13 protein-coding genes are annotated in these 14,979 nt (G+C 69.8%); 4 read left to right on the top strand and 9 right to left on the bottom strand.

The window, feature by feature from the left end; genetic code table 11:
• Nucleotides 1–210: 210 nt before the first annotated feature.
• The 3 genes from C8263_RS13935 to C8263_RS13925 all read left to right on the top strand — a co-directional run bounded on the left by C8263_RS13935 (nt 211) and on the right by C8263_RS13925 (nt 6,839).
• Complete coding sequence (locus C8263_RS13935; protein ID WP_158263809.1) at nt 211–2,358, top strand: ATP-binding protein; 2,148 nt, start codon at nt 211–213, stop codon at nt 2,356–2,358.
• Between the two features lie 476 nt (nt 2,359–2,834).
• Nucleotides 2,835–4,043 carry a S8 family serine peptidase gene (locus C8263_RS13930; RefSeq protein ID WP_158263808.1) on the top strand — a complete coding sequence of 403 codons (1,209 nt, stop codon included), beginning with the start codon at nt 2,835–2,837 and terminating at the stop codon, nt 4,041–4,043.
• Nucleotides 4,044–4,412: 369 nt separating this feature from the next.
• Complete coding sequence (locus C8263_RS13925; RefSeq protein WP_107138742.1) at nt 4,413–6,839, top strand: EAL domain-containing protein; 2,427 nt, start codon at nt 4,413–4,415, stop codon at nt 6,837–6,839.
• Nucleotides 6,840–6,879: 40 nt separating this feature from the next.
• Here C8263_RS13925 and C8263_RS13920 read toward each other — a convergent pair whose 3' ends face one another.
• The 9 genes from C8263_RS13920 to C8263_RS13880 are packed head-to-tail and all read right to left on the bottom strand — an operon-like array spanning nt 6,880 to nt 13,343.
• Nucleotides 6,880–7,587 carry a histidine phosphatase family protein gene (locus C8263_RS13920; RefSeq protein WP_107138741.1) on the bottom strand — a complete coding sequence of 236 codons (708 nt, stop codon included), beginning with the start codon at nt 7,585–7,587 and terminating at the stop codon, nt 6,880–6,882.
• Nucleotides 7,580–8,674 (bottom strand): phosphotransferase family protein, encoded by a 1,095-nt coding sequence (locus C8263_RS13915; RefSeq protein WP_107138740.1) that lies wholly within the window; start codon nt 8,672–8,674, stop codon nt 7,580–7,582. Before C8263_RS13915 ends, C8263_RS13920 begins: the two co-directional genes overlap by 8 nt.
• A gap of 10 nt (nt 8,675–8,684) precedes the next feature.
• Nucleotides 8,685–9,452, bottom strand: a complete 768-nt coding sequence (locus C8263_RS13910) for an SDR family oxidoreductase (protein WP_107138739.1) — start codon at nt 9,450–9,452, stop codon at nt 8,685–8,687.
• A gap of 2 nt (nt 9,453–9,454) precedes the next feature.
• Entirely contained in the window at nt 9,455–10,690 is a 1,236-nt protein-coding gene (locus C8263_RS13905; protein WP_107138738.1) for an acyl-CoA dehydrogenase family protein, read from the bottom strand.
• A complete protein-coding gene (locus C8263_RS13900; protein ID WP_107138737.1) occupies nt 10,687–10,905 on the bottom strand; it encodes a hypothetical protein in 219 nt (72 codons plus the stop codon). Before C8263_RS13900 ends, C8263_RS13905 begins: the two co-directional genes overlap by 4 nt.
• Complete coding sequence (locus C8263_RS13895) at nt 10,902–11,537, bottom strand: macro domain-containing protein (protein WP_233218820.1); 636 nt, start codon at nt 11,535–11,537, stop codon at nt 10,902–10,904. Before C8263_RS13895 ends, C8263_RS13900 begins: the two co-directional genes overlap by 4 nt.
• A complete protein-coding gene (locus C8263_RS13890; protein ID WP_107138736.1) occupies nt 11,534–12,124 on the bottom strand; it encodes a hypothetical protein in 591 nt (196 codons plus the stop codon). Before C8263_RS13890 ends, C8263_RS13895 begins: the two co-directional genes overlap by 4 nt.
• Nucleotides 12,121–12,570 carry a MaoC family dehydratase gene (locus C8263_RS13885; RefSeq protein ID WP_107138735.1) on the bottom strand — a complete coding sequence of 150 codons (450 nt, stop codon included), beginning with the start codon at nt 12,568–12,570 and terminating at the stop codon, nt 12,121–12,123. The genes C8263_RS13890 and C8263_RS13885 overlap by 4 nt, the downstream gene beginning before the upstream one ends.
• Nucleotides 12,567–13,343 (bottom strand): SDR family oxidoreductase, encoded by a 777-nt coding sequence (locus tag C8263_RS13880; RefSeq protein WP_107138794.1) that lies wholly within the window; start codon nt 13,341–13,343, stop codon nt 12,567–12,569. Before C8263_RS13880 ends, C8263_RS13885 begins: the two co-directional genes overlap by 4 nt.
• A gap of 178 nt (nt 13,344–13,521) precedes the next feature.
• On the opposite strand from C8263_RS13880, the gene C8263_RS13875 reads away from it, so the two are divergent.
• Complete coding sequence (locus tag C8263_RS13875) at nt 13,522–14,970, top strand: NAD-dependent succinate-semialdehyde dehydrogenase (protein WP_107138734.1); 1,449 nt, start codon at nt 13,522–13,524, stop codon at nt 14,968–14,970.
• Nucleotides 14,971–14,979: the final 9 nt, after the last annotated feature.

Here is a 14,979-nt window from a genome sequence, read left to right as displayed (position 1 = left end):
TTCCGGCTGCTGTGGGTGGTGAGCCCGACCCGACTTCCCGGCGCTCAGACCCCGCCTGGACCCACTGTCCTGAGCGTTTCCTGATCTTCGGCGGCACCAGCGCAGGCCAGCGCTATGCTGCGCGGCGATGATCGGTGTCCTGGCCCCTGGGCAAGCGGCGGCGGCCCCCCCCGGGGGGCGGCCCGTGTCAGCCGGGCTGGGCCGGGCGCCATGACCCTGGAACTGCTGAACGCCGAGGCGCTGCTGCATGGCTTGGACACCGCCGAGCAGGCCCTGGTGGGGGCCGCCACCCAGGCCGATGTGCGGGCCCGGGCCCCCGGCGCCTTTGCGGCCCTGGGCCCGGAGGTGACCGTGGCGTGGGTGACGGCGGACCGGCTGGCCGAGGTGCTGGGCGCTGCCAAGCTGACCCCGGGCCGACTGCACCTGGGGGGCGGCGAACACGGCCAGCCCGCCTGGGCTGCGCAGTGGCTGGACCGGACCGCCGAGGCGCTGCTGGTGCAGCGGCCCGGGGCCCGGTGGACGGCCGCCGAGCAGGCGCTGCTGCGCGCCGCCACGCTGGTAGTGGACCGCGCGCTGGACCGCTGCACCCAGGCCGGGCAGCTGACCGCCGAACGCGCCGCCCTGGCCGCCTTTGCCGGGTTCAGTGAGCAGGCCCTGCGCAGCACCGACGTAACCGCGCTGACCCAGCGGGCAGTGGCGGTGCTGCGCGCCACCCTGGGCCCGGTGGCCGCCGCCTATCTGGTGCCGCAGGGGCGGCTGTGGCGGGCCTCGGTGCTGTCGGGGGGGGTACCCGAGGCGCTGGCGGCCCAGCTGCGCGCCGGGCTGCCGCTACGCGGGCCCAGCGTGGAAGCGGCCCTGGCCTCGCGCGACGTGCTGTTTGTGCCGCAGTGGACGGCACCCAACGTGCCGGGCGTGCAGGCGTTCCGGGCCGTGGCCCTGTGCCCCATGCACCAGGGCGGCGCGGCCGTGGGCCTGCTGGCCATGGGCACAGCGCAGGCCACCGGCTGGACCGAGCGCGAACGCAGCGTGTTCCGGGCGGTGGGCCGCAGCCTGGCCCTGGCGCTGGACCGGGCCCTGCAAGACGCGGGCCTGCGCGAGGAAAACGCGGCGCTACAGGCGCAGGCCCGCGCGCTGGAGGCGTTTGCGCAGCTCAGCGCCGATCTGGGAACCCAGGACCAGCGCCTGGCCCTGATTCGCCGCGCCCAGGAGGTCATTCTTTCGCTGATGCCCCGGGGCTTTGCCGCCTACTTCGAGGAGCACGGCGGGCACTGGCAGCTGCGCTCGCAGGTGGGGCAGGTGCGCTCGGCGGCCTTTCAGGCGGCGCTGGACGCGGGCCTGGGTGGCGGGGCCCCCAGCCTGCGGCTGCCCTGGGAGAGCGGCGAGCCGTACTACCAGGCCGCCTACGACGCCACCGCCGACGGGCTGGACCTCCCGGACGCTCCGGGCGCGCTGGCCAGCCTGCCGTTGCAGGTGGGCGAGGAACGCCTGGGGGTATTCACGGTGGGCCAGTTCGCGGCGCAGCCCTGGACGGCGGGCGAGCGCACCCTGCTGCTGGCCGTCACCCAGAGCCTGACCCTGGCGCTGGGGCGCGCGCGCAGTGTGCAGCAACTGCAGCAGTCTGCCGCTGAACTGGAACGCAGCAATGAGGCCCTGCAGGCGGCCAACGAGGAGCTGGAGGCCTTTGCCTACTCGGTCAGCCACGACCTGCGCGCGCCGGTGCGGCACATTGCGGGCTTTGCCGATCTGCTGTCGCGTGCCCTGGACGACGAGACGCGCGCGCAGCCCAAGGTGGCGCGCGCCCTGCAGGTGATTGAGGGCGCGGCGGCCCAGATGAACGCCCTGATTGACGCCATGCTCAACCTTTCGCGCGCGGGGCGCCACGAGCTGCGCCTGGCCCAGGTGGACCTGGGGGCTCTGACGCGCAGCGTGCTGGCCGAACTGCAGCCCGAACTGCAGGGACGTGACCTTCAGGTGCAGGTGGGCGAGCTCCCCACCGTGTATGCCGACGCCGCGCTGCTGCGGCAGGTGCTGGCCAACCTGCTGGGCAACGCGGTGAAGTACACCGCCCGCTCAGAGCACGCCCGTATTGAGGTCTGGGCCGAGGACACCCCCGGAGGCTGGACAGTGCATGTGCGCGACAACGGCGTGGGCTTCGATCCGCGCTACAGCCACAAGCTGTTTGGGGTGTTTCAGCGCCTCCACCGCGCCGAGGACTTTGGCGGCAGTGGGGTGGGGCTGGCCAATGTGCGCCGCATTCTGCAGCGGCACGGCGGCAGCTGGTCGGCCCAGGGCCAGCCCGGTGAGGGCGCCACTTTCAGCTTCAGCCTGCCCCGGGTGCCGGTCCTGCCACCAGGGTAAGGGCCCTGGCTCCTGTACACGGCAATACCCCCATGCCCTGAGACGGACGGCTGTCCATGTCCGCACCTCCAGGAGGATGGGGGATGTTCCCCGCCTTGGGCGGGGAGCAGTTCAATGCCCGGAACCCTGCCTGTGTTCCTGCTCTGCTCCGACGCTCTGCGAGTCCCTGCGGGCGGAGACATTCCGCAAGACGTGACGGAATGTCTCGGAAGCCGTATGAGAGGTTTGGCATGGCCTGCGGGGGGCCGGGCTGAAGTACCCTCCAGGAGGTGGACAGCGCCCGTGCCTTCACCGGGGGTAATCCAGGTTTCAGGTGAGTTCATCATGAAACCGCTACAATCAGGCGTCGCTGGAAGGTTGGCTTTCTGGCGTGCTGGCCCAGCTTCTTTCTCACTTCATCTCTTAAGGAGCCCTTCATGCGTCGCACTTTCCCCTGCGTCCTTCTGACCGCCCTCCTGCTCCCCGCTTGTAGCTCCGTGCCCACCCCAGAGGTGCAGCGGCCCAGCAGCATTCTGACGGTGGCCGCGGCGCCGGCCGTCAGCAACGAGACCCTGGAACAGCGCTACGGCGGCAAGGTGGCGCTGCGCACTGGTACCTTTGCGGTGCTGGGGAATCCCACCCGCGCGCCGCTGCAGGCACAGGGCGGCGCCCGGCCAGAGCCCAACCGGGACGTGCTGTCCGTGCCTTCTGATACGCCGCCCACCTTCTGGAGCAGCACCAGCAAGATCTCCTGGGGCCGCAGCACTGGCGACCTGTGGTCCAGTACCGTGACCGACTGGACGGGGACTGCCCAGCAACTGTGGTCGGGCGGCACCTACCAGGGTTTGCCCGCCAACACCGCTGTGTGGCGGCGCATTGGCCTGGAAGGCGCTTACGCCGACAGCCGCCTGGGGGCAGGGCGCACCGTTGCCGTGATTGACAGCGGCGTGGACCTGCAGCACCCCATGTTCACCCACCTGCTGAGTGCCCCAAACACCTGGCGCGACTTCGTGGATGGCGACGCCCGGCCCCAGGAAGAAGGCGCCGTGGGCCAGGGTGCCTACGGCCACGGCACGGTGGTGGCGGGTATTGCGGCGCAGGTGGCCCCGCGTGCCAGGATCATGCCGCTGCGAGTGCTGGACCACACCGGCCGGGGCGACGCGCTGAACGTGGCGGCGGCCATCGTGTGGGCGGTGGACCACGGAGCCGACGTGATCAACCTGAGCCTGGGCACCGCCGAGCCCTTTGACGCCCTGCAGCAGGCGGTTGCCTACGCCAACAGCCGGCAGGTGCTGGTGGTGGCGGCGGCGGGCAACAGTGACCGCCCCGAACTGGACCATCCGGCGGCCGGGTTTGGCGGCCAGCCCCTGAACGTGGCCGTGGGGAGCGTGGATAGCGACGACCTGAAAAGCTCGTTCTCGTCGTATGGCCCCGCTGTGGGCCTGATGGCCCCTGGTGAGCAGGTGGCTGCCCCGTACCCCGGGGCGCGGGCCGGGCAGTTCAGCGGCACCTCCATGAGCACGCCCGTGGTGGCAGGCGCCCTGGCACTGGGGCTGTCGCAGGGGGCCAGCCCAGAGGCAGCCCTGGAGGCCCTGCAAGACGGGGCGCTCCAGCTGGACGCGTTGCCCGGCAACAGGGCCTACCAGGGCCAGCTGGGTGCCGGGCGCGTGAACCTCACCGATTTCCTCGACGACCTCAATGACTGAGACGAGTTCCGAACAATTCCGTAATGTGTTCCGGAATTGTTCCGACCAGAGGGGCTCCCAGAGCGGCGGAGCAGAGCAGGAGAAAATGCGGCTGTCCGGGCATTGGACTGGAACAGCGCCGCAGGCGGGAACCATGCCCCCTCTTCCCGGATGGAACGGAAGTGGACGGAATCCGTATGATCTGGGGTCCGTCCCGGGTGGGCCCATCCGGGTGACCGGAGGAGGACCGCTGCTCTGGGCCGAGGCCCGGGCGATGCGGCCCTCTGCGGCTTCCCCTGGCTACTCGCAGGACCCTGGTGGCTGGAGGCGTGTGCCCTCTCACCCAGTTCAGCAGCCATTCCATCCTGGCCCACCGCGCCCCCTCACCTGATGTCAGACGCGCTGCAGGAAGTCCTGGATCTGCTGGACAGAGGCAATCTGGAGGCCGCGCACACCGCGCTGGCCTCGCTTTCTGCCGCCGATCTGCCCTATGGCAGGGGTGAGTACCACAAGGCGGCTGGCGATCTGACGCAGGCCCAGCAGGATTTTGAACAGGCCCGCGAGGCCGCGACCCTGCGGGGTGACCTGGCCGATCAGGCGCGCAGCCTCGTGCAGCTGGCCCACCTGCACCACCTTCAGCTGGACAGCGAAGAAGCGCTGCGGCTGCTGCAGGAAGCCGCCCAGTTGCGCGGGCGGCTGGGCGACATGGTGGGGCGGGTGAACGTGCTGTGTAATATCGCTGGTATCTGCCTGAGTCTGAACGATGACTACCAGGCCATGCTGGCGCTGCAGGACGCGCAGACGACCCTGGACCAGATGCCGGCCAGCGAGCTTCCCCTGGCGGCCGAACTGCATTTTCTGAACACGCTGGCCCGGGCCCTGACCTCGCAGGGCAAGCTGGACGAGGCGGCCCACCAGTACCGGCGCTGCCTGGAACGGGCGCGGAGCGCTGGGGCCGCGAGCGCGCTGTTTCTGGCAGCCATCAATCTGGGGGACGTGTATCTGAAAGGGGCGCGCTATGCCGAGTGCGTGGCGCTGCTCGAACCCCTGATTCAGGAACCCGAGCTGCCCAGTCTGCCGGACATGCAAGCGTATGTTCAGCTGAATCTGGCGCAGGCACTGTTTCACCTGGGGCACGCGGAAGCCCGGGCCTGCGCCGAGCAGACCCAGGCCACCTTTGAGGGAGTGCATGACCCTGACGGGGTGATGGCCACGCAGCTGCTGCTGGCGCGCATTTACCAGGGGGCCGGCGAGCACGACCTGGCCCGCGCCGCCGCTGCCCAGGCCCTGGACCTGGCCACAACAGACCGCCGCAAGCAGGTGGAACTGGACGCTCTGAACATTCTGGCCGAGCTGTCCGAACCCGGGCACCCGGCGCAGGCGGTGGCCTACCTGCGCCAGGTACTGGCCCTGCAGGCGGAACTGGGCGCGGCCTCGCAGGACCGGCACCTGCGCGAGCTGACCGCGCAGGCTGCCCTGGACAGCGCCCAGCGGCGCGCGGCCTACGAACAAGCGCTGCGGCTGCAGGCCGAGGAAACGGTGCAGCGCCAGCTGCAGGAACTGGAACGGGGGCGGCTGTACGATCCCCTGACCGGGCTGCCCAACCGAGTAATGCTGCGTGCGCAGCTGGCCCAGCAGGTGGAGCGGGCCAGGCGTGTGGGCACGGAATTTCTGCTGGTGTCGGCCGACCTCAACCGCTTTCAGCTGGTGAACGACGCCTATGGCCAGGACGCCGCCGACGAGGTGCTGCGCGCAGTGGCCGGTCGGCTGCGCGCGGCGCTGCAGGATGACGAGATGGTGGCGCGGGTGGGCGGCGACGAATTTGCCCTGATCCTGCTGGGGCGCCGCGCCGACGGCACCCTGGATCAGCGGCTGGCGCAGGCCCTGGACGCCCTGAATGCCCCGGTGCCCGTGGGCGGCCACCCCATTCGGATGTCGTGGAGCGTGGGCGCCGCGCACTGGCCTAGCGACGCCCGCGAACCCGAGGCGCTGCGTCAGGCGTCGGAACTGGCGCTGAACGACGCCAAGGCTCAGGGCGAGGCCTGCGTGGCCTACGACCGCCGGGCGCACGCCCACGCGGGCCTGGAAGGGGCGCTGGCCCGCGCGCTGGAACGCGGCGAATTCGAGCTGCACTTTCAGCCCATGATTGACGTGCGTTCGCGGCAGGTGGTGTGCGCGGAGGCCCTGCTGCGCTGGCGCAGCGCCGAACATGGCCTGCAGAGCCCGGGGATTTTCATGCCCATTCTGGAACGCAGCGGCCAGATTGTGGAGGTGGGGGCCTGGGTGCTGCAGGCGGCCTGCGCTCAGGCGGCGCGCTGGGGGGGGACCCGGGTGGCGGTGAACCTCTCGGCGCAGCAGTTTGCCCGCTCGGACCTGCGTGGCGTGGTGCGCGCCGCCCTGCAGGGCAGCGGCCTGGAACCTTCATGCCTGGAACTGGAAATCACCGAGAGTCTGATGATGCAGTCGCCCGAGCGGGCGGCGCGGGTGCTGAGCGAGTTCCAGGCCGACGGGGTGCGGGTGATGCTGGACGACTTCGGCACCGGCTACAGCAGCCTGGGCTACCTCGCCCGCTTTCCCCTGAGCGGCCTGAAGATTGACCGGGGCTTTGTGACCGCGCTGCAGGAACAGCCCGGCGGGCGCGACGCGGCCATCGTGCGGGCGATGGTGGGCCTGAGCCGCGACCTGGGCCTGGAACTGGTGGCCGAGGGCGTGGAAACCCTGCGGCAGGCCGACCTGCTGGCCGCGCTGGGGGTGCAGGTGATGCAGGGCTATTACTTCGCGCGCCCCACGGCGAACTGGCAGCCGCCCCGGGCGTAGCAGGCAGAGGAGAACAGCGGGGCAGCGGCCTGGGGCGCCCTCAGCGCCAGGAGCGCGCCTGGGGCGGCAGATGGTGGACCTCGTTAAAGCTGTCCAGGCTTACCCGGCCCCGGCCAAAGCTCAGGCGGGTAACCGAGGCGTTGCGCACCCGCCAGTCCAGGGCCAGCATGCTTGCCGGCGGCGCGCTCAGCACCTGGGCCACCAGCAGGGCAATCACGCCGCCGCTGGTGAACACCACCGCCCGGGTGCCAGAGGGCAGCTTCACCAGATCGTGCAGGGCGGCTGCCACGCGCGACTGGAACGCGGGCCACGGCTCGACCGTCGGGTGGGTCAGGGTGCCGGCCTGCCAGTGCTGGGCCACAGTCTCCAGCACGCCTTGAAAGGCGCGTTGCCGCTCGGCGGGCTCAGACTCCGGGCGACCCAGGCTGCCGAGCTGAGCGGCCACCCTGGGCACCTGCGCGGCCAGCTGGGGCGCCAGCACGCGCATCAGCCCCTCGCCGTCGTATTCCGCCAGCCGGGGGTCCTCGGTCAGAAACGGCCAGCCGTCACCGGCGGCTTGGGCGGCCAGTTCAGCAGTTCGGCGCTGCCGGTTCAGGGGGCCATGCCACACCTGGGTGGGGCTCATGCCCTCAGCGGCCAGCATTCTGCCAGTCCGGCGGGCCTGCACCTGCCCCAGGGGAGAGAGCCGGTCGGAATCGGGGTCGAAAGGGGTGGCCTGAGCGTGGCGGACCAGCAGCAGTTCAGCCACGGGGCAGGAAGCTGGCCCCATTGATTCGCCGCTCAGCTTCAGCGATCAGCCACGCGGCCTGGGCCGCCAGTGGTGCAAAGCGGGGGTCCTGGGTCTGCCCGGCGTCGTAGCGGGCGAAGATCTGCAGCACGATCACCGCCAGCTTGAAATGGCCCAGCACCTCATACCAGGACAGGCTGCTCGTCACGTGACGAGCACGGCGGGCCTCGTAGCGGGCCACCAGTTCGTCGCGCCCCAGAAAACCCGGGGCACTGGCCCCCACCCGGTTCGGGGCGCCGCCGGGCAGCTCGGGCAGGGTCCAGTAGGTCAGGGTCAGACCCAGGTCCACCAGGGGGTCGCCCACGGTGGTCATCTCCCAGTCCAGCAGGGCGGTCACCCGGCCCGGGTCCTGGGGGTCAAACATCAGGTTGTCGAGTTTGAAGTCGTTGTGAACCAGCGTGTGGGCGCTTTCGGGCGGGGTATGAACCTGCAGCCACGCCATCACCATTTCGTCGGGGAGGGCGTCTGGCAGATCGCTGCCCCCCTGCAGGGCCTCGCGGGCGCGGCGCCAGCGGCCCGCCCACCCCGCCACCTGCCGGGCGTTGAAGCCCTCAGGCTTGCCCAGGGCGCGCAGGCCAGCGGCGTCAATATCCACCGCGTGCAGGTCGGCCAGCGTGTCAATCAGCGCGGCCGAGAGCTGCGCGGGGGCGCCGGACCGGGCCGCGTATTCGTGGGGCAGGGCCGCGCGCACCACCACGCCCCGGCGCCTCTCCATCAGGTAAAAGGGGCGGCCCAGCACCGCCTCGTCTTCTACCACCAGCACCGGGCGCGGGGCCACCGGCAGCACCGGATGAATGCGCGACAGCAGCCCGGCCTCGCGCACCATGTCGTGGGCGCCGGGCGCCACCGGCCCCAGCGGCGCGCGGCGCAGCACGTATTCGGTTTCGCCCAGGCGCAGCAGGTAGGTAAGGTTAGAAAAGCCGCCCGGAAACTGCTCGACCTGCAGGGCGTCCACATCGCCCGCCACGCGGCCACGCAGGGCCCGGCGCAGGGCAGCCAGCGGCAGCTCTTCCCCCGGGCGCACCGGGGCCGTGTCCGGGCGCGTCACCGCCTCCCCCTCACGCCTTTCCCAGCAGCGCCAGGGCCCGGGTGCGCAGGGCGCGCATGCGCACAATCCAGCCGTCGTAATCGGCGGCCTTCAAGGCAAAGCCCTTCAGCGTGGTGGGGTGGGTGGTGATTAAAAAGGCGTCGGCACGCAGGGCGGCCAGGGTGCGGTCCACCAGTTCGTCGGTGGTGATGGCGGTCTGCTGCAGCAGCGGCGCGTGCGCGATCATGGGGGTCCACACCCCTTCGGGGCACAGGCAGGCCACCCGGATGCCCCGGTCGCCATAGGTGATCGCCAGCCACTCGGCAAACGCCAGCGCACCGTGTTTGGTAACCGCGTAGGGCGCCGAGTGCAGTTCGGTCAGCAGTCCCGCCGCCGACGCAGTGTTCAGCAGGTAGCCCTCGCCGCGCGCCAGCATATGCGGCAACAGGTGCCGGGCGGCCCACACGTGGCTCATGACGTTCACCCGGTGGCTCAGGTCCCAGTGGGCATCGGGGGATTCGGGGCCCTCGCCAATCGCCACGCCCGCATTCGAGCAGAAGAGGTCAATTCGGCCTTCGTTCGCCAGCACGTCCTGAATGAGGCCCTGTACGCCTGCCTCGGTGCCCACGTCGGCGGCCACGAAACGGGCGCCCATCCGGGCGGCCGCCTGAAGGCCCTGCTCTGCATTTCGGTCAGAGGCGATCACCGCCGCGCCCTCCCCCACCAAACGTGCCGCCAGCGCCTGCCCGATGCCGGACGCCGCGCCCGTGACCACGATGATTTTGCCTGGAAACTCCATGTTCAGTCCTCCTGGTGGCGGGCGTGCCGCCCCAGTTCCACCTTGGCCACCGTCTCGGTGTGCACGATGTCCGGGCCATCGGCCAGCCGCAGGGTGCGGGCCTGGGCGTACATCAGGGCCAGCGGCGTGTCCTGGCTGACCCCGGCGCCGCCGAACACCTGAATGGCGCGGTCAATCACCCGCAGCGCCACATTGGGCGCGACCACCTTGATGGCGGCAATCTGCCCCCGCGCCGCGCGGTTGCCCACAGTGTCCATCAGGTGGGCGGCCTGCAGCGTCAGCAGCCGCGCCTGATCAATCTCGATGCGGGAATGGGCAATGGCCTCGCGCACATGCTGGTGCCCCGAAAGCGGCTTGCCAAAGGCCACCCGCTGCTGTGCCCGCTCCACCATCAGTGTCAGGGCGCGCTCGGCCTGCCCAATCAGGCGCATGCAGTGGTGAATGCGGCCCGGCCCCAGCCGCCCCTGCGCAATTTCAAAGCCCCGGCCCTCGCCCAGCAGGAGGTTGCTCGCCGGCACGCGCACGTCGCGGAAGGTCATCTGCGCGTGGCCGTGGGGCGCGTCGTCGTAGCCGAAGACGGTCAGCATCCGCTTGGTGGTCACGCCGGGGGCGCTCATGGGCACCAGAATCATGCTCTGCTGCTCGTGGCGAGGGGCCTGCGGGTTCGTCTTGCCCATGAAGATGGTCACGGCGCAGCGGGAATCACCCGCGCCACTGGTCCACCACTTCTCGCCGCTCAATACGTACTCGTCGCCGTCACGCTCGATGCGGGCCTGGATGTTGGTGGCGTCGCTGGACGCCACGTCCGGCTCGGTCATGGAAAAGGCCGAACGGATCTCGCCGCGCAGGAGCGGCCACAACCACGCCTCCTGCTGCTCCGGGGTGCCGTAGCGGGCCAGCACCTCCATGTTGCCGGTGTCGGGGGCCGAGCAGTTAAAGACTTCAGGCGCCCACCACACGCGGCCCATCAGTTCGCACAGCGGCGCGTAGTCCAGGTTGGTCAGGCCCGCCCCAAAACGGCCCTGGGGGTCACTGGCCGGCGGCAGAAAGAGGTTCCACAGGCCCTCGGCACGCGCCTGCTCTTTCAGCGTTTCCAGCAGGGGCAGCGGGGCCCAGCGGTCTCCCGTGTCAATCTGGTCCCTCACAGCCGCCTCGTTGGGATAGATGTGGGCGTCCATGAAGCGCTGCAGCCGCACGTGCAGATCACGGGTGCGGGGGGAGAGGTCAAACAGGGTCATAGGGGCTCCTCTTCCGGGTGCAGCGGCCGGAAGCCCGCCCAGTCCCCCTCAATGCTCAGCAGCATGTCGCGCTGGCCCACGCCGCGTGGGCCGCGCAGCGCCAGTGCTTCCGGCAAATCGTCATCGGCCACCTGCTCGGCGCACCGGGCGTCCTCGTCGAAGAGGGGGCGGTCAGGGGCAAAGGCGAGGGTGGCCTCGAAGGTGCCGCGAATCACTGGGGGTCCTGGGCCGGCAGGTCGTACACGGTGACGTGCACGCCGTGCCGGGTCAACTCGTCCTCGATGATGGGTTCAATGATTGCCCAGTCGCCGCCCGCCACCCCCGCGCCAATCCGGGGCATGTGGACGGTGGCACCCTGCTGCTGGGCCTCGCGCCGCACCCGCGCCAGCCTAGTGCGAATGGCTTCGTAGCGCACCGGGGGCTGGGGGGCAGGCCGGTTCTTGCGGGCAATGTCGTGCTGGCCCACCAGATTGGCCACCACGAGGTCCGGGGCCACCGGCACAAACTGCACCTCGCCCAGCGCGTAGGGCTGCCCCGTTTCACCAGCTGCCCAGCGTTTGAACTCCGTTTCGGGCGCCCTGAACCGCTGCGACAGGGCCAGCACAAAGCCCCGGCCCCAGGCGCCGATGTCATTGCACACATGCACCAGCAGCTTGGGCCCGTCGCCCTGCGGCTGCGTGGCGTCATACAGGTTCCGAAAAATTCCGTAACGAGTTACGGAATTTTTTCGACCGAAGGGAGCAGGAAAAGATGCGGATTTCCGGGAATTGAAGGAACATCCGGCTCTTTCCCGGATGTTACGGAAATGAACGGAATCCGTATCACCGGTCACATACACGGGGGTCATGCGTCTTCTCCTTTCTGGCCCACCCACACATGGCCGCGCTGGAAGGCATACAGGGAATGGAGGGGCCCCGGGTCCGCCACCCGGTAAGGGCGGCGCAGCACCGACAGCCCCGCTGCCACCTCCTCCCCGGTCAGGAAGAACTCGTCCAGCCCTGTCGCCCAGTGCAGGTCGCTCAGACGCGGTTCCTGCGCCAGCAGCTGCGGGGGCAGCGGCCGGGGCTTGGCAGGCGTGAACATGGTGCGGTACATCTGCGCCCGCTCGGGCGAGGCCATGACCACCTGCGAATCAATGAAGTGGGGCCACGACACCCACAGCGCCAGATAGCCCACGTCCGCCCGGCCGGCAGCGGCGCGGGCCCAGGCAGTGTGAATGTCCAGCAGACCTGTCAGCATCTCCCGGCGCAGCCACGCTGGTGGATTCCGGCGCGGATACCGGGACCAGGGATCAAGCCACAGTTTCACGTAATCCACGCCAAAAGCCTCCAGCTCAGTCCAGTCGGGTTCCAGGAACCGCTGGCGCCAGCGGGCCAGCCGCCGCAACTGGGTGTGGCCGCCGCGCAGCTTCTTGCGGTTGGTCAGGCGTCTCACAGGAAAATCCGGTACACCACTTCGGCCGTGCAGGCGGGCCGGGGCTCGCCCTCAATCTCAATGGTGTTGGCCAGGGTGAGCTGCACGTACCCCTCCCCCGCCTGGACCGCCTGCAGCGCGGCGCGGGTGCGCAGCCGGGCCCCGGCACGCACCGGCGTGATAAACCGCACCCGGTTCAGGCCGTAATTCACGACCAGCCGGGCGCCTTCAATGGCCGGCACCCCACCCTGGGTCATGAATTCACCGGCCAGGAGAGACAGGGTAAGGAAGCCGTGGGCAATGGTGCCGCCAAAAGGCCCGGCTGCCGCGCGCGCAGGGTCCACGTGAATGAACTGGTGGTCGCCCGTGGCGTGGGCAAAGGCGTCTATGCGCGCCTGCGTCACCTCCACCCAGCCGGAGCACGCCACCTCCTGCCCCAGATGCGCGGCCAGTTCAGCCGGTTTCATACGGCCGTCATCCCGCCGTCCACGGCGATGTTCTGCCCGGTGATGTACGCCCCGGCGTCGCTGGCCAGCAGCAGGGCCACGCCCTTGAGGTCCTCGTCGCCGCCCAGCCGCCGCATGGGGGTGTGCTCCAGAATGGCCGCCTCGCCGTAGGCCAGGGTGCCCCTGGTCATCCTGGTGGGAAAGTAGCCGGGGCAGATGCTGTTGACCGTAATCCCCTGCGCGGCGAACTCGGCCGCCAGGGCGCGGGTGAAGTTCACCAGGGCCCCCTTGCTGGTGTTGTAGGCCAGGGTGGGCACCATGCGCGGGTCGTTGCCGCGCAGCCCCGCCACCGAGGCCACGTTGATGATGCGGCCCCAGCCGCGCGGCAGCATGGAGCGGCGCAGCACGCTCTGGGTCAGCACGAAGGCACCATTCACGTTCACGTTCATCACCTTCTGCCAGGCGTCCAGGGGGTGCTCGGCCGTGGGGGCACCCCAGGTGGCCCCGGCATTGTTCACCAGAATGTCAATGTGGCCCACTTGGGCCAGCAGCTGCTCCACCGCCGCGTCTATGGTCTCCAGGGCCGAGAGGTCGCCGGGCAGCACATGCACCGTCATCCCCTGGGCGCGCAGGTGGGCGGCGGCGGCTTCCAGTTCGTGGGCCTTGCGGGCCGTGAGCACCACACTCGCGCCGTACTCGCCCAGCGCCTCGGCGATTTGCAGGCCCAGGCCCCGGCTGCCGCCGGTTACCAGGGCCACCTTGCCGCTCAGGTCAAACAGTTGCTTCAGGGGCATGAACAATCCTCCAGTGTGAGACGTCGGTTCAGCATAGGCCGGAAGTTACGCGCACGTCAATTTTGAACGTGGGCGGAAAGCAGAGGCCCCGTGTCCGGTGATGCGGGGCAGGGCAGCCAGCCGGCGCGCTACGCTGCAGCCACCATTTCGCCTCTCTCTCCCCTGTTCAAGGAGCCCCATGACTGCCCTGCTCAACGACCCCGTGACCCGCACCCAGGCTTACTTTGACGGCGAGTGGCGCGCCGGCGCCCGCACCTTCGAGGTGATTCACCCCGGCACCCTGGAACCCATTGGCGCCGTGGCCGACTGCACCGCCGATGACGCCCGCCGGGCCATTGACGCCGCCGAAGAAGCCCTGCGCGCGTGGCGGCAGGTCAATCCGTATCAGCGCGGCCAGATTCTGCGCCGCTGGCACGACCTGATGTTCGAGCACAAGGAGCAGCTGGCCCGCCTGATGACCCTGGAAATGGGCAAACCCATCAGCGAGACGCGCGGCGAGGTGCATTACGCCGCCAGCTTCGTGGAGTGGTGCGCCGAGGAAGCCGGACGCATCAGCGGCGAGCGGATTTCCATGCGCCAGAACCGCAAGCGCGGTTTCACAAACGCCGAGCCCGTGGGCACCGTGTACGCCGTGACCCCCTGGAATTTCCCGGCTGGCATGATCACCCGCAAGGCCGCGCCTGCCCTGGCCGCCGGCTGCGTGATGATCCTCAAACCCGCCGAACAGAGCCCCATGACCGCGCTGTATCTGGCCGAACTGTGGCTGCAGGCGGGTGGGCCCGCCAACACGCTGCAGGTGCTGCCCACGAACGACGCCCCGGCTTTCAGCGCGCCTTTCATGGCCGACGAGCGGGTGCGCAAACTGACCTTTACAGGCTCCACCGCTGTGGGGCGCCTGCTGTACACCCAGGCCGCCCAGACCCTGAAACGGGTGTCGCTGGAACTGGGCGGCCACGCGCCTTTCCTGGTGTTCCAGGACGCCGATCTGGACAAAGCCGCGCGCGAGGTGGTGGGCAGCAAGTTCCGCAACGCGGGGCAAACCTGTATCAGCACCAACCGTGTGTATGTGCAGCGCGCCGTGGCCGAGGAATTTACAGCCATCCTGACCCGCCTGACCGGCAAGCTGGTGGTGGGCGACCCCCTGCTGGACGGCACCGGCGTGGGCCCGGTGGTGGAACAGGCGGGCCTGGACAAGATCGTGGCGCAGGTGGACGACGCCCTGCAGCGCGGCGCGCGGGCCACGGTGGGCGGCACGGTGAAAGAGGGGCTGTTCTTTCATCCCACGGTGCTCACCGACGTTCACCCGGATTCGCTCATCCTGCGAGAGGAAACCTTTGGGCCGGTGGCGCCGGTGGTGCCCTTTGACACCGAGGAAGAGGCGCTGCGCCTTGCCAACGCCTCGGAGTATGGGCTGGCAGCCTACGCCTACACCCGCGACCTGAGCCGCGCGTGGCGGGTGGCCGAGGCGCTGGAATACGGCATCGTGGGCATCAACGACGGCGTACCCAGCGCCGGCGCTCCGCATGTGCCCTTTGGGGGCATGAAGAACAGCGGTGTGGGCCGCGAGGGCGGGCACTGGGGCCTGGACGAGTATCTGGAGACGAAGTTCATCTCGGTGGGCCTGTAGGCGAACAAG

This window comes from Deinococcus arcticus (assembly GCF_003028415.1).
Lineage (GTDB): Bacteria > Deinococcota > Deinococci > Deinococcales > Deinococcaceae > Deinococcus > Deinococcus arcticus.
Note: the sequence above shows the minus strand (reverse complement) of the source record. Positions and strands in the feature narration are given on the sequence as shown.

What these genes read in the sequence shown, in the direction of transcription:
- C8263_RS13935 (WP_158263809.1), top strand. Translation starts at nt 211, where the DNA reads ATGACCCTGGAACTGCTGAACGCCGAGGCGCTGCTGCATGGCTTGGAC.
- C8263_RS13925 (WP_107138742.1), top strand. Translation starts at nt 4,413, where the DNA reads ATGTCAGACGCGCTGCAGGAAGTCCTGGATCTGCTGGACAGAGGCAAT.
- C8263_RS13910 (WP_107138739.1), bottom strand. Translation starts at nt 9,452, where the DNA reads ATGGAGTTTCCAGGCAAAATCATCGTGGTCACGGGCGCGGCGTCCGGC.
- C8263_RS13905 (WP_107138738.1), bottom strand. Translation starts at nt 10,690, where the DNA reads ATGACCCTGTTTGACCTCTCCCCCCGCACCCGTGATCTGCACGTGCGG.
- C8263_RS13895 (WP_233218820.1), bottom strand. Translation starts at nt 11,537, where the DNA reads ATGACCCCCGTGTATGTGACCGGTGATACGGATTCCGTTCATTTCCGT.
- C8263_RS13885 (WP_107138735.1), bottom strand. Translation starts at nt 12,570, where the DNA reads ATGAAACCGGCTGAACTGGCCGCGCATCTGGGGCAGGAGGTGGCGTGC.
- C8263_RS13880 (WP_107138794.1), bottom strand. Translation starts at nt 13,343, where the DNA reads ATGCCCCTGAAGCAACTGTTTGACCTGAGCGGCAAGGTGGCCCTGGTA.
- C8263_RS13875 (WP_107138734.1), top strand. Translation starts at nt 13,522, where the DNA reads ATGACTGCCCTGCTCAACGACCCCGTGACCCGCACCCAGGCTTACTTT.